Source organism: Nitrospirota bacterium (assembly GCA_016207905.1).
Taxonomy (GTDB): Bacteria; Nitrospirota; Thermodesulfovibrionia; order Thermodesulfovibrionales; family JdFR-86; genus JACQZC01.
On sequence record JACQZC010000088.1, the window covers coordinates 1 to 15,707 of the forward strand.

Genomic DNA, 15,707 nt, shown 5'->3' on the forward strand with positions numbered 1-15,707 from the left:
CAAAAGGGATTAAATCCTTTACTATATGACTATAGTTTATAAGAAACTGGGGAAGACAGGTCATTCCCGCTTGTCGGGAATCGTTCTTTAAGAAGGATTCTGGAGAAGACAGAATGACAAGCTGGAGAAGACAGAATGGAAGGGGTGCAGAATGACGGGGATTAATGTTAATTATTAAAGCAAAATTAAAGCAGGAATCTTTTAAAATCAATAACTTAGGAGGTACCCCCCTCCCCCTATTAAATTAAAGCAAAGGAGGACATTTCTAAAAAGGCTTAACGAGGGCTTTGACCTGATATAAAAGGATGTGTTACCTTCAAGATGTAATGGAGCCATTCATATCTATAATCATACCTAACCATAATGGAGGTAAAACCATTGGTATGTGCCTTTCATCCATTATGACAGAGCGACCTCATGACCTCGAGGTAATAGTTATCGATGACTGCTCATCCGATAGCTCGGTGAATACTATAAGGGAATTCTTAGTCCTCTTACCACTTAAGCTGATAGAGCTTAAGGAGCATTCAGGTGCATCTAAGGCAAGAAACCAAGGAGCAAAACAGGCATCAGGCGAGATGCTTTTCTTTATGGATTCAGACTGCCTCCTTATGAAAGACACACTTTATAATGCCATAAAGGCATACAAGGATAACCCGAATGCCATTATAGGAGGCACCTATACCCTTTTACCCTTTGATAAGGATTTCTTCAGCACCTTTCAGTCTATATTCGTAAATTATTCGGAGACAAACAGCGATGACTATATTGCCACACATGCCATGATTATAAATAGAAGGCTTTTCCTCGAAAACAGAGGATTCAAAGAGGATTTCCTTCCAATACTCGAGGATGTGGAGTTCAGCCATCGAATAAAAAGGCAGGGTGTAAGACTTTTCATAAACCCCGATATAGTTGTCAGGCACATATTTAACTTTAACCTCATGAGGTCCCTTAAAAATGCAGTAAGAAAATCCATGCACTGGGTAGTTTACTCGTTAGGAAATAAGGATATCTTTAAAACCTCGGGCACAGCCTCCATGGAGCTTAAGATAAATGTCATCTGTTTATTTTTATGCCTTCTTTTTCTTATTTTATTTTTTTCTTTTAAAAGTCCTTTTTTTTTGGCTCTTATAGCTTCAATATCAGGTTTTAATCTTTTTATAAACAGACATTTCCTAAGGGCAATAGTTAGGGCAAAAGGACTGTTTTTTTCAGGAGGAGCATTGTTTTATTACATGACACTTTATGGCATGGCAGTTGGTGTTGGCTCCTTTGCAGGTCTCCTCAAATACTTATACGGGAAGAGATAATGTATAGTCCATTTAGATTTATACCTCATGTTTTCAGGAAAAAGCCTGTTCACCTTACATTTTTCGTGACGAGGAAATGCAATCAGAAATGCCCATTTTGCTTTTATCTATCGAGGTCAAAGGAAGCTCGTAATCCTCTTACATTTGAAGAGATAGAGAAAATCTCCTCCTCCTTTGGAACACTTCTCTGGGTTTCATTTTCAGGCGGAGAGGTTTTCTTAAAAGACAACCTCGTTGACATAACAAAGGTCTTTTATAAAAACACCTTGCCCTCTATACTCCTTTATCCTACAAATGGGATGATGCCTGAAATAATAAAAAACAAGACCGAAGAGATACTGAGGCATTGCAAAAAAAGCACCGTTGTCCTTAAGCTCTCCTTAGATGGCTTAAACGAAAAGCATGACTTGCTTCGAGGGGTATCAGGCAGTTTTCAGAAACTAATGGAGACATTAGGGGCACTCGCTCCGCTTCTCTCTGAGTATCCTAATTTCGAGCTTGGAATAAACACTGTCTTTTGCAGTGCAAACGAAGATGATATGGATGAGCTCATCTCTTTTGTAATGGGTCTTGAGCCTATAAAAACACACACAATCTCCCTGATAAGAGGGAATGTAAAGGACAATGCCTATAAGGCAGTGGATATCGAGAAATACCTCAGGGCATCTATGAGGTTGGAGGAAAACCTGAAAAACAAGAAATCCCCTATATATAGGTTCCATGGCTCAAGAGTTAAATCGGCACAGGATATCCTTCAGAGAAGGCTCATATACAGAACCGTTACAGAGGACAGCCAGATAATCCCCTGCTATGCAGGAAGGCTTAATGTCACCATGACAGAGGAAGGAGAGGTATTTCCCTGTGAGGAATTCGATTATAAAATAGGAAATATAAGAGACTCTAACTATGACATAAAAACCCTTCTTAAATCCCCTGAGGCAAAAAAAATCATCTCTGATATCTCGAAAAACAAATGTCATTGCTCGCATGAATGCTATATGATGACGAATATCCTTTTTAATCTAAGAAAATACCCTGAGCTTCTTAAGGAATATCTTCAGGTTTAGGTCTCTTCTTAGGCTGAGGACCGTGCCCTTTCCATAGATGAAAGAGGCTTTTAAAGGCTTTGACGGCTATCTTAAGGTCATTCATATTTCTCATTTCAAGGAGTCTCTTAAGGATAAACGATGGTCTTGAATAGAACTTTTTGAAGGCTATTTGTCTCAACCTGATAATCTCCTGTTTTGTCATTGTAAAGGGGACAAATGCCGCACCCTGATATGTAAAGTCCGTTAGGTCATTTGAGAGGGTGCCGTATTTTTCGAGGTTATCGTAAAGGTATGAGCCTGGGAAAGGGGTTATTGCATGGAAGTTTGCCATATCAGGGTTAAGCTTGATTGCAAACTCAATGGTTTTCAAGCCTTCCTCGAATGTCTCACCGGGGATGCCAAACATAAACGGAGTGCTGACTTTAAGTCCAACATCCTTTGCAAAACTCACAGCTTGCTTAATCTGCTCTATGGTTGTTCCTTTTCTTATGGCGTTTAGGTTTTTCTGTATACCGCTTTCAGCTCCAAAAAGCACTGCCCAACAGCCTGCATCCTTGAATGCCCTTAGAAGGGGCTTGTCAGCCTGATTCACACACAGAGAGGCAAACCATGTGAAGTCAAGCCTTCTTAAGCGTATCTCCTCTGCTATCTCCATTGCCCTTCCTCTGTCTCCTGCAAAGGTATCATCGAGGAATTTTATTTCCCTATATCCCTGCTTAAGGCATAGCTCTATCTCATCCATAACATTTCCAACACCTCGGTAGCGGATTCCCGTGTTTCGCTCTTTATCTATCTGAAAACAGAATATACACCTTCTGTTACAGCCCCTTGAGGTAATCATTACTGCAACCGGTCTTCTCCTATATGTAGCAGGTGGCGGGATGTAGAGGTTTGTATCTCCAAGAAGCTCTCTTTTTGGAAACGGAATCGAATCGAGGTTTCCGATAAGCGGTCTATCGGGGTTCACCTGAACTTTAGTATTACTCTTAAATGCAATACCCTGAACGCCTTCGAGGCTCCTGCCCTGCTCAAGCCTATTAAGCATTTCTACAAGGGTAAGCTCTCCCTCGCCTGTAACAACTGCATCTATGTCCAAGGAGAGGCATTGCTCCCTTTTTGCTATTGGATAAGGACCACCAACTGCAATAAAGATATTCCTGTTAATCTTCTTAATGTCTTTGGCTGTACTCAAAGCCTTTAGCCAGCCAAATGCAGTTGAGTAAAGACCAACGAATTCGGGCTTATAATCCTCTACCTCTTTGAGTATCTCTTCATGGCTTCTAAATGCCCCATTAAGGAACCTGACCTCATGTCCTTCTTTGATGAGGCATGAGGCTACATAGAGGGTTCCCAATGGTTGCCAGTAGTTTATCTGTGACTGAACTGTTTTTGAGGAAAATATCTCCTCGGGTCGCCACGAAGGTATAATAAGAGCGCACCTCATAGGGAAGCGGCTTCTATACCGGATTCGATGGCATGGTCCATGTTGTAATATCTAAACAGTCCGCCTCTTCCTATTATGTGAAGGTTTTTGAATCCATCGAGGTAGCTTATTATATTTTTCACATGCATGTCATAGCCGACCTCAAACAAAGGGTAAGCCTTTGGCACCCTTATCACAAGGCTATCAAAAACCTCTTCCTTTTTGATAAGACCGAGAGCATCGAGGTGTCTGACTGTAAGGTCTGTTAGCTCATTATCTTTTAAACTCCATACACTGTCATTTTTAAAGCAGAAAAATTCTATTACAAGAAGTGTCTTGTCTTCGGGTGCCATATAGGGGCTCCAGTTTTTCGGCTCATGGAGCCTTCCAAATGGAATCTTAGCCTCAGGTATATATATCCATGTCTGGTCAGTAACCCTTTGCCTGTTTACCATGACTGCCACTATCACGAGGTCCCTGTAATTAAGGCTCGATGCCGAATGAAGGACATCAGAGGGAGGCTCGGGATGTAATATCTTCACAAGACTGCTAAGGGGAATCGAGGATATAAACCTTTCTCCATCGACTGTGTAAGTTCGGTCACAGTTTTTTGCCTCCATGCTTACTATTTTAAAATCTTTATGTATTAATCTTCTGACAGTGGTTTCGGTATGAACAGGGTTGTTTTTCGTTATCTCTTCTTTGAGTCTTTCCGAAATCCTTCCAATTCCAAGACAAGGATAAAGGAATCTGTCTGCAAGTGTTGGTATCTTCTTACCACTGAATTTAAAGAAAGCGTTTTTAATTGCCGCTCCTAATGAGAGCCCCTGAATTCTTTTAGCCACCCAGTCCTGACTTATCATTCGACAGTCTATGCCCCAGACCTTTTCGCTATATTCCTTGAAATAGAGATTAAACATGGTTTTTCCGAAATTACTTATAACCCAATCTTCGAGCGAGATACAGTTGGGTTTATTTATCAGGGCAGTGAGTTTCTCTTTGCCGTAATCGAGGATTATCTTTGTTGTTACGGACAGACCTAAACCTGAAATACTATTCAGGGGCTTAAGGGGATAGTCAAAATAGTTTTCTCTAAGGTATATCTTGCTTTTCCTTGAAACGGAAAGCAACTCATCCTTCATGAGGTCTTTGACAAAGGTTTCTATTTTTTTATTTTTTGTAAAGAACCTGTGTCCTCCAAGGTCAAAACGGAAATCTCCACTAACGATTGTCCTTGAAAGCCCTCCGACAGATGAATCTGCCTCAAAGACCAAGACCCTTTTTCCTGCCTTTGTTAGGGCATATCCAGCGGAAAGTCCTGCAAGCCCTCCGCCTAAAACAATGGTAGTTTCCAAATACTTCCTCCCCAAAACCTTTTAGGGTCAATAGCCCTTTTCAGAGCCATTGACCCTAAAAACCTGCTACCTCCTAAGAAGTCAACCCCTGAATTATCTAACAACCAGCACAGGGACTTCAGAATTGTTTACAACCTCTCTACTTACACTACCCATAAAGCGATGAGTAACTCTTTTTCCTCTTGAGCCAATTATTATCATGTCAACATCTTCTTTTTTAGCGGTCTTCAGGATTTCCTCGGCAGGATGCCCTGTTTTGATAACAGGCTTTATGTTAGAGACACCGTTTCTCTCGAGGGTCTTCGTGTAAACATCCAATATCCTGTCTGCCTTTTCATCCAGTTTGTTTTTATACTCCGTGCCTTCCAGCACATCTTTTAAGGTTTCCATCTCTGCAGCACCGAGCATCTCATCTATCAGGGACCTGCCCTCGAATTTCTCCACATACAAAAGTAAAACAGTCTCTGGATTCATGCACTTACAGAGCTTACTCCCAGCAGAAACCGCAGATTTTGAGCCCTTGGTGTCATCCACTGCAATTAATATCTTTTTCATATTTCACCTTCTCCTTAAAGGGTCACACTGACCCTCAACGATAACTCAGGGGTCAATGACCTCGATATAAGGCTTATTTTCCGTATCCACCTGCTGCTCCGCCTCCTCCATATCCACCTGCTGCTCCGCCTCCTCCATATCCACCTGCTGCTCCGCCTCCTCCATATCCACCTGCTGCTCCGCCTCCTCCGTATCCACCTGCTGCTCCGCCTCCTCCGTATCCACCTGCTGCTCCTTCAACGCCTGCTGGTTTCTCGGTGTGTCCTGTCTGACTATAAATAGTCAGCACCCCTAAGATTCCCACAATGGCGATGATAATTACTACCAGAGGTGTTTTCATATTAGCCTCCTCCTAAAATTGTTAACTACCTTATCCCTTTTTGATTTTATAATAGAATTTTCCGCCTTCCTGCCTTTTGTCAACAACCTCATTGCCGACCTGCTCGCACATTTGCGTTATTGTTTCAGCAGATGAGGGATTGTCGAATATCACCTCAACAACCTCGCCTTCTTTCATTTTCTCGAGGGATTTTTTCGTGTAAATCTGAGGGTGTGGACAAACAAAGCCACAGACATCCAGCATATAAGTTCCCTCACCTGTTTTTTCGAATTTCACTGCCATAGCAAAATCCTCCTTTTTATTTTTATATTCAGAAAGCCTCCATCTCTTTAGCCATCTTTTTTTCAGTCCACCAGTTAAAGAACTTCACTCCAATGAATGCGCCTCCAACCATGCCTGCACCATAAAGCCATCCACTTGGGTCTCCGCCTGCAACCCTTATAAAGAATGCTCCGATATTACAGCCCAGAGCAGGTCTTGAGCCCATGCCCATCAACATTCCACCAAGAAAACCCCAAACCCATAGCTCGCCCTTAGGCAGTTTAAACTTGAATTCGTTGTTTAGCCGTGCCATTACCATTGCGCCAAATATAATGCCCAAGGACATCCAGAGTGCTGGGTTACGCCATAGCTCGGGAAGTCCGTTGTTTATCCCGAAAAACACATTGTCCCTCATGTTCCAGCCCAATTTATGGAGAAACCATGCCCCAAACTGTGCCTCCTGAGAAGTTATATACCAGTAGCCAGGGTCAAAGACAGTGCCTTTTATCGAGACATCCGCAGTATGTCCCATTCTTGTAAGAAGCTCTCCAAAATTCTGGACACCGAATTTCAACTGCATTCCCTTCATAACAAATATATGGAGCCCTGCAACAATACCAACAAGGATTCCCATAATGGTCGTTCTCTTCGATGCAGTTATCATATTCCAGATTCCAGAAAGCTCAGCACCAAACCCGGTTGTTCCGCCTTTCTCCTTAGCCCTTTTCTTCATAAAGCCCTTCCTTGAATAGACCGCATAGATTACGATAAGCAGAATCGCCGCAGGAATAAGGGCATTCAGAAGGGAATCTCCGATATAGTATTTTAGGGCACCTGGAAATGCATCGGATATTACTTTTGTATGGGATAATTGAACAGTAGGCTGGTCCCACACATAGCCTGTAAGGTATTTGTCAAATGACGAGGTTACCTTATCAACAGGAAGCCCTTTTGCCATAGATGAATCGAGCCACTTCTGTGGGATAAGGAAATCGAACCAATTGACATCCACGAATATTGCCTGGCCGAATGATAGTCCGGCAACTGCAACGAGAAGCGATGTGCCATTGCCCTCGCCAATTTTATAAAGAGACCCAGATGCGCACCCACCGGCTAAAACCATTCCAACACCAAATGTCAGCCCTGCTATGAGTGTGTGAATCCCGAATGGAGCTGGATGAAATGTGCTCATGTTGGTTGTAGAAAGAGTCGCCTGAATAAGGCTGAAAAACACAAGTGCAACCATGATTCCAACTGCCATTCTCGGAACCCCTGCCGCAAACAAATCCCTCGAGGCAGAGGCAAAGCAAAATCGTCCATACTGAAGCATCATGCCATAAGCAAATCCAAACCACATGTAGGCAACAAGATACATGTAGAAGACATTTGCTTTGTAATAGAGAACGCTGATGAGGACTAAAATGGCTGTGATTATGAAAGCCCAAACAACATTCTTTTTCTCAGCACTGTTATTTGCTCCCACTTTCTTTTCCTCCTCCTTGATTTATTGATTCAAACCATTAAGGTTCTCTGATATTTTGTGAAAGGAATGATTTTTTATAGAAATAACGCAGTTCTTTCCTCCCTTCTTTCTAATAATGGTAAAAATACAAGCGCCGTTATGATTTTAACTACCTCCCCATCCTCTAAAGACATTAATATAAAAGCAAAAAAGCAATCGAAATGTCAAGCCCCCTGCCCTGTCCAGATAGTGTGTTTGATATTAATGATAAACCACAGACATCACAGTATCGATCTCTTCTTTTTCTACGGCACCGATAGTGTTTTTAATCAGTCACCGAGGCTATAGAGTCTTCTATGATATTAAGCATTTCTCTCAGGTTCTCAAGGCTTATGCTAAGAGGTGGCATGATGACAATAACATTTCCCAAAGGCCTTATGAGCACACCTTTTTCCCTTGAACTCCATGCAACCTTCCATCCGATTTTTTCTTCGATGGCATAAGGCTCTTTTGTCCCTTTATCCTTAACAAGCTCTACGCCTGCCATCAGACCCTTTCCCCTTGCATCTCCCACATGCTTAAACAATGAGATGCTTTTAAGCCATCCTTCAAGCACTTCTATCTTGGGCTTGAGGTTTTTTATTGTCTTTTCTTTTTCAAAAACCTCAAGGCATGCTAAGGCAACTGCACATGCAATGGGATTACCTGTATATGAATGTCCATGAAAGAATGTCTTAAGCTCCTTATACTCGCCAAGAAAGGCATTGAATATCTTCTCAGTTGCCACAGTAACTGCAAGCGGAAGATATCCACCTGTTATGCCCTTTGAAAGGCATATAATATCAGGGCTGACCCTTTCATTCTCGCATGCAAAGAATTTTCCTGTCCTTCCAAAGCCTGTAGCGACCTCATCTGCAAGCATCAGAACTTTGTATTTTGTGCATAGCTTTTTTACACCCTTTAGATACCCATGTGGTAAGACGATTATACCACCTGCTGACTGAACCATGGGCTCAATAATCAAGCCTGCTATGTTTTTTGAGTGTCTTTTAAGGATTTCCTCCATTGCCTTAAGGCATCTTAACTTACATCCAGGATATGCAAGCTCAAATTCACATCTATAGCAATAAGGAGAAGTCGCCTTAAATGTCTTAAATAAAAGTGGCTTAAATTCCTCGTGGAATATATCTATGCCTCCTACACTCACTGCTCCAAGTGTGTCACCATGGTATGCGTTTTTAAGAGATAGGAAGGAGTGTTTTCCACGAATACCCTTATGCTTCCAGTATTGAAATGCCATCTTCAGTGCCACTTCTATTGCGGTTGAGCCATTATCTGAGTAAAAGACCTTACTCAGTCCTGTGCCCAATCCTGCATCTACAACCCTTATAAGCCTTTCTGCCAGTTTAATTGCAGGCACATTGCTTAGACCTAAAAGGGTAGTGTGAGCTATTTTTTCAACCTGTTCTTTTATGGCATCATTGAGTTCTTTTTTCCTGTGTCCATGGATATTGACCCATAAAGAGGAGACCCCATCAAGATACCATCTGCCATAAATGTCCTTAAGGAAACAGTCCCTTCCTTCGGAGATGATTATAGGGGTTTCGGAAAGCCAGTCTTTCATCTGGGTAAATGGATGCCAGATGTATTTTTTATCTGCCTCTTCTAAGTGTCTGTTGTCTTTTAGGATGCCCATGTTTTTCTAAGTAAGTTTGAGGGATTTTATTAACATACAGGCTGATTAGGGCATCAGCCTGTACGCTATGGCAATTAGCGGAGCAGACTACCTTTAATGGGTTCAAAAACATGCTCAACTTTATATCGGGCGACTTTTCTCCTTTTCATCGCTTCTTTTTCTTTGACAGGCATGTCTTTGTCTATGAAATCAAGCTCTGCACCGTCCACAATAGTATCTGCAATATTCGGATGTTCAATTAACTGCCTTATAAAATCAAATGTCATGCCGATATTTCTTTCTGCATACTCTTTCTTTGTCATTATCTCATCCCCTTCTTAAATTTTTCCTTATACCATTCCCACCTGTCTTTTATGTCCTGCTCAGCATATGTTAAGGCATCGCTAAGGTTCTGTATAGAAATTGGCTGTTTAATTTCTGCTCCTTTTGGGCTTAATATGTCACGATGGAAAAACCCGTGAGAGCAATCATACCTAACAATGGCATACCATTTATCCTTAATCCTTGATTCGTACTGGACAACGACATCTACCACTTTGCCTTTTTCTATATTGATTTTTACCCTTAATCTATCATCTCCGCCCGGGATTAGTTCTTTTGTGAATTCTTTCTTCCCCACAGGATTCCTTATGTTAGTTTGCGTTTTGCTTATTGTTGACTTTGATTATAGCATAACTGCATTCCTGTGGAAACAGGAATCCAGTCCTCTGTCATTGCGATACAGGGGCAATTGCCTGTGACTATGAGGGTAAGGGGGGCTGGAAGAAGGTTGGGAGAGTATTGTGTGGCAATCAGCAAAAGTGCTTGACAAGGAGTATACATATGTGATATTTTCATCCCACATGAGGTTGTAATGGGGGATGGATGTTAAGCATAGCTCTTAAGAGATTGGCTCGGAATTTGCCACTCACTCACTCACTCACTCACTCACTCACTTTTAAGTCTCTATAAGAATTTAGCAGTTGAAAAAAGGCGTCCTGAATTTTTCAGGGCGCCTTTTTTGTTTGAGGTGGAACTATGCTAAGACCTGCACGGGTTATATTTATTAGCATACTTCTTTATCTAATCTGCTTGCTGGGAGTTGCAAATGCAGGACAGACACCCAATTTTTTTGCTAGTCCCAACATACTGGGTGCTTCACTAATCGCTCCGCGTGCTATAGTTGATGACATGAGAGGAAAAAGGCTTAAAGTGGAACTTTCTCCAGCATATTGGTCAACAGGTTTTGATGGTGGAAGTGCGGATGGATATGGAGGCTCTATTGCCCTAAAATATGAATTTAGTCCTCGCTGGGGCGTATCTCTTTTAGGTGGTTACGGCTCTTCAAATGAATTCTCAAGTTCAAAAAGATTTTTCGGCGAGCCGAATGTGCCTGCCTCTACTAAATACAGGCTTGATTATAGCTCAGTTGTGGCGTTTGCACTGACTCATGACTTTTTTTCAAAACCAGGGGGGTTTAGGCTTCCAATTTCAATTGGTGTTGCATCTGGAGGAGGAAAGGTTTCAGGGGAGGAAAAATCCACCGGTTACACTGTAATTATTGACTGTGAAACTCCCCCTGTGCTTAGCTTTTTTGTTGGGCTCACTGCATCATTTAATATAAAAGATCTTCGTTTTATTTCATCACTAATGGTTGTTGGGAGTGGAGATAACGAAATTACATGGAGGCACTCTGATGGAAGAGTTGAGACTAAATCATTTGACCCATCCTTTCCCAGCATAGTTTCTGGCTCTATAAATTATGCACCGTTTAATCTTTCGTACAACTTTCAGCGCAGTGCTAATGTAGAAGACCTTACAATACATTCTCTTACTTGGAGAATACCTCTTACGAATTGAAAAATGGGACTAATATTCATGGACATGCTTTTTGTGCCCTTAAAAGGACAATAGACAATAAAATAGGGGGAATAGGGGCTTGTTCATGCTCCCCAATCCGCTAACTTTTAGAATACCCTGAATAAAATTCCCCTCTCCACCCCCACTGCCCCTTCGGCAGGGCTGTTGCAATATAACCAGCCCCTTTATCTATAAATCCGCACCCCTGGTATTTGCTCAAAGTGCTTATCAAGGGTAAAGATAGCGAGGTTATGTTCAAGGGCAATAGCTGATATAAGGACATCAGAGAAAGGAAGATTTAGTCCCTTTTTCTTTAAAGAGGCAGAAAGCTCACCTGCCTTTTGCCATAGGGGTTTTGACATCTCTACATATTGCAGATTTGACAATGTCTCCAATACCTTGGATTTTTCAGATCCTGATTTTACACCCTGCATGAGCTCAAAAAGGACTATACCACATACCCACACCGAATTCTCTAAGATAAGAGTCTCGAGTTTATCCCCTGTTTTTGACTGTAGCTTAAAAAACTCAATCCAGATACTGGTATCTGCAATTACCCCATCACTTGCTCCGTTCAAGCAATTTCTCCCTGTTTTTCTGGGCTTTCATTTCAAGCATTTCTTCTTTTTCCCAGTTGTAGTCAATCTTCACCTTGCCCCTCATGGCAAGCAATTCCTTAATTTTTTTCTGTCTGATAAATTCCTGCATGGCAGTTGTAATAGCCTTGGTTTTAGACTTTTCGCCTGAAATTTTCTGCACCTCGGACATGAGCTTATCAGGTATGTTTAAGGTAGCACGCATTTTTAGCACCCCCTTTATATGCTTTATTGTATGCATAATGGAGTGCTATGTCAAGCAGTTTTCACAGTCCTCCACACACAGGACATTCCGGGTCTTTGTATGCCCTATAATTTTTGAATTCTACTTTATTTCCATTCCAGACCATGAGCTTTCCTTTAAGATTCTCGCCTATACCTGTAAGGTATTTTATGACCTCAAGTGCCTGAAGCGAGCCTATAACACCGGGTGTTGCGCCAACAACAGGGAATGTCTCTGAAGGCGGTGCTTCAGGGTATATACATTTTAGGCATGGTGTTTCAGGCGGAGATATGAAACTCAGCCTTTCTTCCATTCCCCAGATGCTTCCAAAGACAAGCGGAATGCCTTTTTTTATTCCTACATCATTCAGTACATACCGAGTTGGAAAATTATCCATGCAGTCAACGATAATATCCGCCTCTCCAACAAGGTCGGCAATGTTTTCAGCCACAATCTTATCTGTAAATGCAGTTACATTTATATCAGGGTTTAGCTCTTTAAGTGTTTCCCTTGCGGATATTGCCTTATTTACACCGATGCGGTTGTGGTTGTGTAGAATCTGTCTGTTTAGATTGCTCCAGTCAGGTGCATCATAATCGCATATCCTTATATTGCCAATGCCAGCTACTGCAAGGTATATGGATGTAGGAGAGCCAAGCCCACCTGCACCTGCAATGAATACAGTTGATTTCTTGAGTTTCTTCTGGGTCTCCTCACCCCAGTCCTGCATGAGCATTTGACGGTTATATCGCTTAAGCTCTTCTTTTGAAAACATAAAATCCTTTCTTGTATTTTGATTGACTTTCCCTAAAGCTCTTTTTAGTAAGGGGTTTCCGCTTTTGTTCGCATTTTTCAGTTCACCCTTAACTGCCCTCAATCCCCTATGCGCGGGGTCCAACCGAGACGTTTCTTAACTGCAGCATATACATCTTTCCTGTGCCCTACTTTTAATACCCATACCTCTGTCCCCTCTACCCTGTAGATGACCCTGTATTGCCCAACCCGTAGTTTCCAGAACCCTCTGAGCCCTCTGGACAGGCGTTTTCCATATTTCATAGGCTCTGCTCCAAGCCGGTTCTCCATGGCTGATAAAATAGTCTCTTGTATGTTCTGGTTTAAGGGCTTAAGGTCTTCATAGAGATCAGGGTGAAAAAGTACTGCGAAGCCCATCAGTCCCTTTTTGTCAGCTTTCGTTTAAGTTCGCCGGCTGTTAATGCCCTTTTCCTGTCAAATGTCCTCAGCCTCTCCTCTGCAATCTCTGCCCAGTATTCGTCCTCATGAAGCTCTATGGCTTCTTTCAGAAGGTCCCTTGCTTTTAATGAAAGAGAGACCCCGTCACCACTTGCCATGTTTTTCAGCTCCTCGTAGAGCTTAGGCTCTAAAACTATATTGACCCTCGGGTTGCTTGTGGGCATTTTTCACCTCCTGTCAAAGTGTATCATATATGATGAACTGTTTACAAGCAGGTCGTATGCAATTTTTCGTAGGGATGTGTCTTTCATAAAAATCCATTGATGCCCAGCTTAATCATTTCATTCTTAATCCAGTTTTTGGCGTCTTTTTCGCTTTTTTCAATTGCCATTTCAACGCCTTGCTTGGCGATGTCAAGAAGACGCTTTGATTGTAACCGATTAGAAAACGACACATCTACTTTTTCGGAGATTTCTTTTTGAACTGCCCTATCTTACCCACCCCCTTTTCCCCTGTCACAGAATACCTACTCTCTCAACTGGCCGTTTCCGAGCACGATGAACTTAGTGCATGTAAGCTCTTCAAGACCCATTGGACCTCGGGCATGTATTTTATCGGTAGATATTCCTATCTCAGCTCCAAGGCCAAACTGATAGCCATCATTAAGTCTTGTAGAGGCATTAACAAACACGGCAGAGGAATCCACCTCTTTTAGAAACCTCATTGCCCTTTCGTAATTCATCGTAACTATTGCATCAGAGTGTGCAGAGCCATATTTCGCAATATGTAGTATTGCATCATCCATGCTTTTGACTATCCTTACATTCAGTATGAGGTCAAGATACTCCTTGTAGTAGTCCTCCTCTTTAACCTCGTTTATACCCGGGTATATGGAGAGGGTCTTCGGGCAACCCTTAAGAAGGACCCCTGCTTTCTCAAGCCTTTTAAGCATATTCGGGAGAAACCCTTCTACCATGGGCTCATCTACGAGCATGGTCTCCATTGCATTACATGTACCTGGCCTTTGAACCTTTGCATTAAGGCATACCTCCTCTGCCATTATGAGGTCTGCGTCCCTATCAACATAGACATGGCAGACCCCTTTGTAATGCTTAAGCACAGGGATTCTTGAGTTTTCGGTTACAGTCCTTATAAGTCCTTCTCCTCCGCGGGGGATTATGAGGTCTATAATGCCTTCAAGCTTAAGCATCTCCATCACAGCCTCCCTTTCAGGGATGTCAATGAATGTTACACCACCTTCATGAAGTCCTTCCTGTTTTAGGGATGCCCTGAGTATGTTGACGATAGCCCTGTTTGAGTTTATTGCCTCTTTACCTCCACGGAGAATAACTGCATTTCCTGCCTTAATGCAGAGCCCTCCTGCATCAGCAGTCACATTAGGCCTTGCCTCATAGATTATGCCTATAACACCTATGGGCACCCTCATCCTTCCAACAGACATGCCATTTGGCACTTGCCACATCCTTATAATCTCTCCCACAGGGTCTGAAAGCTGTGAGACCTCTATAAGCCCATCTGCCATCTCATTAATGCGTAAGGCAGTAAGTGTGAGCCTGTCTATGAGGGCATCCGAAAGCCCTTTTGCCCTTGCGTATTCTATGTCTTTTTTATTTTCCGAAATCAATGTAGATGCATTTGCCTTTAAAGAATCTGCCATTCCGAGGAGTGCTTTATTTTTTTTGACAGAGGATGCCCTTGCCAGTGCCTTTGCGCCCTCTTTTGCCTCAAGTGCTGACTTAAGAACAAATGACTTTATGTCCATGAATTTTGAACCCCTTCCACTTTTTGAATTATATTTAATTTATGTAATAAATGCAATTTGGCAATAAGGAGCATACCTTATCATTTAGATTTTTATGTGATAATGGACCGCCAAATTTCCAGAAAGCCGTGCTATTATAAAGCATGCACCTAAGGCTCGGTCTCCTTGAAAAACCCCTCATCCATCTTCTCCTCATAGCCCTCATTGGCATTCTCTCATACTCAAATACATTCAATGTGCCGTTTCAGTGGGATGAAGAGTATCTTATAGTACAAAACCCTATTATCAAAGACCTCTCTTACTTTCTTGAGCCATCAAAGGCAAAAGGAGTTGAATACTATAATGCACTTAAAAGCAGATACATTGGCTACCTTACATTTGCCTTAAATTATAAACTTCACGGACTTGATGTCAGAGGCTATCATGTCTTTAATCTGACAATTCATATTCTAAATGCCCTGCTTGTGTATTTTCTTGTTGTGCTTACTTTCAAGACTCCTTATTTAAGTAATCCCCCTCTTTTCCCCCTTTAATAAAGGGGGAAAAGAGGGGGTGCAACCTGCTAACATAGGTAACAGATTAACCTACGGACATGGGTAACAGTATAATGGCAGAGCAAGG

At 42.1% G+C, this 15,707-nt stretch carries 19 protein-coding genes; 4 read left to right on the forward strand and 15 right to left on the reverse strand.

Translation table 11 applies throughout. The annotated features are described in order from the left end of the window. The first annotated feature begins 326 nt into the window (after positions 1 to 326). Both HY805_10530 and HY805_10535 read left to right on the forward strand, forming a co-directional pair. Positions 327 to 1,313, forward strand: a complete 987-nt coding sequence (locus HY805_10530; protein ID MBI4824644.1) for a glycosyltransferase family 2 protein — start codon at positions 327 to 329, stop codon at positions 1,311 to 1,313. After that, on the forward strand, positions 1,313 to 2,380 hold the full coding sequence (locus HY805_10535) for a radical SAM protein (GenBank protein ID MBI4824645.1): 1,068 nt from the start codon (positions 1,313 to 1,315) through the stop codon (positions 2,378 to 2,380). The genes HY805_10530 and HY805_10535 overlap by 1 nt, the downstream gene beginning before the upstream one ends. Here HY805_10535 and HY805_10540 read toward each other — a convergent pair. From HY805_10540 to HY805_10580, 9 genes are all read right to left on the reverse strand, one after another. Continuing rightward, positions 2,358 to 3,806 carry a radical SAM protein gene (locus HY805_10540; GenBank protein ID MBI4824646.1) on the reverse strand — a complete coding sequence of 483 codons (1,449 nt, stop codon included), beginning with the start codon at positions 3,804 to 3,806 and terminating at the stop codon, positions 2,358 to 2,360. The genes HY805_10535 and HY805_10540 overlap by 23 nt on opposite strands. Further along, the gene (locus HY805_10545) at positions 3,803 to 5,140 is read right to left on the reverse strand and encodes an FAD-dependent oxidoreductase (protein ID MBI4824647.1); all 1,338 of its coding nucleotides are present in this window, start codon (positions 5,138 to 5,140) and stop codon (positions 3,803 to 3,805) included. The genes HY805_10540 and HY805_10545 overlap by 4 nt, the downstream gene beginning before the upstream one ends. A gap of 93 nt (positions 5,141 to 5,233) precedes the next feature. Beyond that, complete coding sequence (locus HY805_10550; protein ID MBI4824648.1) at positions 5,234 to 5,695, reverse strand: universal stress protein; 462 nt, start codon at positions 5,693 to 5,695, stop codon at positions 5,234 to 5,236. Between the two features lie 73 nt (positions 5,696 to 5,768). Next, positions 5,769 to 6,035 (reverse strand): hypothetical protein, encoded by a 267-nt coding sequence (locus HY805_10555; GenBank protein ID MBI4824649.1) that lies wholly within the window; start codon positions 6,033 to 6,035, stop codon positions 5,769 to 5,771. A 30-nt stretch (positions 6,036 to 6,065) separates the two neighbouring features. Then, positions 6,066 to 6,317, reverse strand: a complete 252-nt coding sequence (locus HY805_10560; protein MBI4824650.1) for a sulfurtransferase TusA family protein — start codon at positions 6,315 to 6,317, stop codon at positions 6,066 to 6,068. Between the two features lie 28 nt (positions 6,318 to 6,345). Beyond that, positions 6,346 to 7,779, reverse strand: a complete 1,434-nt coding sequence (locus HY805_10565) for a YeeE/YedE family protein (protein ID MBI4824651.1) — start codon at positions 7,777 to 7,779, stop codon at positions 6,346 to 6,348. Between the two features lie 304 nt (positions 7,780 to 8,083). Further along, positions 8,084 to 9,454 (reverse strand): adenosylmethionine--8-amino-7-oxononanoate transaminase, encoded by a 1,371-nt coding sequence (gene bioA / locus HY805_10570; protein ID MBI4824652.1) that lies wholly within the window; start codon positions 9,452 to 9,454, stop codon positions 8,084 to 8,086. Positions 9,455 to 9,528: 74 nt separating this feature from the next. After that, complete coding sequence (locus tag HY805_10575) at positions 9,529 to 9,756, reverse strand: hypothetical protein (GenBank protein MBI4824653.1); 228 nt, start codon at positions 9,754 to 9,756, stop codon at positions 9,529 to 9,531. Further along, the gene (locus HY805_10580) at positions 9,756 to 10,073 is read right to left on the reverse strand and encodes a hypothetical protein (GenBank protein MBI4824654.1); all 318 of its coding nucleotides are present in this window, start codon (positions 10,071 to 10,073) and stop codon (positions 9,756 to 9,758) included. The genes HY805_10575 and HY805_10580 overlap by 1 nt, the downstream gene beginning before the upstream one ends. Before the next feature lie 398 nt (positions 10,074 to 10,471). On the opposite strand from HY805_10580, the gene HY805_10585 reads away from it, so the two are divergent. Next, entirely contained in the window at positions 10,472 to 11,293 is an 822-nt protein-coding gene (locus HY805_10585) for a hypothetical protein (GenBank protein ID MBI4824655.1), read from the forward strand. A 185-nt stretch (positions 11,294 to 11,478) separates the two neighbouring features. Here the strand turns inward: HY805_10585 and HY805_10590 are convergent, their stop codons facing one another. From HY805_10590 to HY805_10615, 6 genes are all read right to left on the reverse strand, one after another. After that, complete coding sequence (locus HY805_10590; protein ID MBI4824656.1) at positions 11,479 to 11,871, reverse strand: PIN domain-containing protein; 393 nt, start codon at positions 11,869 to 11,871, stop codon at positions 11,479 to 11,481. Then, positions 11,855 to 12,094 carry a type II toxin-antitoxin system VapB family antitoxin gene (locus tag HY805_10595; protein ID MBI4824657.1) on the reverse strand — a complete coding sequence of 80 codons (240 nt, stop codon included), beginning with the start codon at positions 12,092 to 12,094 and terminating at the stop codon, positions 11,855 to 11,857. The genes HY805_10590 and HY805_10595 overlap by 17 nt, the downstream gene beginning before the upstream one ends. Before the next feature lie 61 nt (positions 12,095 to 12,155). Beyond that, on the reverse strand, positions 12,156 to 12,887 hold the full coding sequence (locus tag HY805_10600; protein ID MBI4824658.1) for a HesA/MoeB/ThiF family protein: 732 nt from the start codon (positions 12,885 to 12,887) through the stop codon (positions 12,156 to 12,158). Positions 12,888 to 12,985: 98 nt separating this feature from the next. Then, positions 12,986 to 13,282 (reverse strand): type II toxin-antitoxin system RelE/ParE family toxin, encoded by a 297-nt coding sequence (locus HY805_10605; GenBank protein MBI4824659.1) that lies wholly within the window; start codon positions 13,280 to 13,282, stop codon positions 12,986 to 12,988. Further along, a complete protein-coding gene (locus HY805_10610) occupies positions 13,282 to 13,527 on the reverse strand; it encodes an antitoxin, RHH family protein (GenBank protein ID MBI4824660.1) in 246 nt (81 codons plus the stop codon). The genes HY805_10605 and HY805_10610 overlap by 1 nt, the downstream gene beginning before the upstream one ends. 302 nt (positions 13,528 to 13,829) lie before the next feature. Continuing rightward, positions 13,830 to 15,086 carry a glutamate-5-semialdehyde dehydrogenase gene (locus HY805_10615; GenBank protein ID MBI4824661.1) on the reverse strand — a complete coding sequence of 419 codons (1,257 nt, stop codon included), beginning with the start codon at positions 15,084 to 15,086 and terminating at the stop codon, positions 13,830 to 13,832. 143 nt (positions 15,087 to 15,229) lie between these two features. Here HY805_10615 and HY805_10620 point away from each other — a divergent pair, with 143 nt between their 5' ends. After that, entirely contained in the window at positions 15,230 to 15,619 is a 390-nt protein-coding gene (locus HY805_10620) for a hypothetical protein (GenBank protein ID MBI4824662.1), read from the forward strand. The last annotated feature ends 88 nt before the right edge of the window (positions 15,620 to 15,707 follow it).

Excerpts from the sequence above, each read along its gene's own strand:
- HY805_10620 (MBI4824662.1), top strand. The coding sequence starts at position 15,230 with ATGCACCTAAGGCTCGGTCTCCTTGAAAAACCCCTCATCCATCTTCTC.
- HY805_10575 (MBI4824653.1), bottom strand. The coding sequence starts at position 9,756 with ATGACAAAGAAAGAGTATGCAGAAAGAAATATCGGCATGACATTTGAT.
- HY805_10600 (MBI4824658.1), bottom strand. The coding sequence starts at position 12,887 with ATGTTTTCAAAAGAAGAGCTTAAGCGATATAACCGTCAAATGCTCATG.
- HY805_10550 (MBI4824648.1), bottom strand. The coding sequence starts at position 5,695 with ATGAAAAAGATATTAATTGCAGTGGATGACACCAAGGGCTCAAAATCT.
- HY805_10585 (MBI4824655.1), top strand. The coding sequence starts at position 10,472 with ATGCTAAGACCTGCACGGGTTATATTTATTAGCATACTTCTTTATCTA.
- HY805_10535 (MBI4824645.1), top strand. The coding sequence starts at position 1,313 with ATGTATAGTCCATTTAGATTTATACCTCATGTTTTCAGGAAAAAGCCT.
- bioA (MBI4824652.1), bottom strand. The coding sequence starts at position 9,454 with ATGGGCATCCTAAAAGACAACAGACACTTAGAAGAGGCAGATAAAAAA.
- HY805_10560 (MBI4824650.1), bottom strand. The coding sequence starts at position 6,317 with ATGGCAGTGAAATTCGAAAAAACAGGTGAGGGAACTTATATGCTGGAT.
- HY805_10540 (MBI4824646.1), bottom strand. The coding sequence starts at position 3,806 with ATGAGGTGCGCTCTTATTATACCTTCGTGGCGACCCGAGGAGATATTT.
- HY805_10605 (MBI4824659.1), bottom strand. The coding sequence starts at position 13,282 with ATGGGCTTCGCAGTACTTTTTCACCCTGATCTCTATGAAGACCTTAAG.
- HY805_10530 (MBI4824644.1), top strand. The coding sequence starts at position 327 with ATGGAGCCATTCATATCTATAATCATACCTAACCATAATGGAGGTAAA.
- HY805_10610 (MBI4824660.1), bottom strand. The coding sequence starts at position 13,527 with ATGCCCACAAGCAACCCGAGGGTCAATATAGTTTTAGAGCCTAAGCTC.
- HY805_10555 (MBI4824649.1), bottom strand. The coding sequence starts at position 6,035 with ATGAAAACACCTCTGGTAGTAATTATCATCGCCATTGTGGGAATCTTA.
- HY805_10615 (MBI4824661.1), bottom strand. The coding sequence starts at position 15,086 with ATGGACATAAAGTCATTTGTTCTTAAGTCAGCACTTGAGGCAAAAGAG.
- HY805_10595 (MBI4824657.1), bottom strand. The coding sequence starts at position 12,094 with ATGCGTGCTACCTTAAACATACCTGATAAGCTCATGTCCGAGGTGCAG.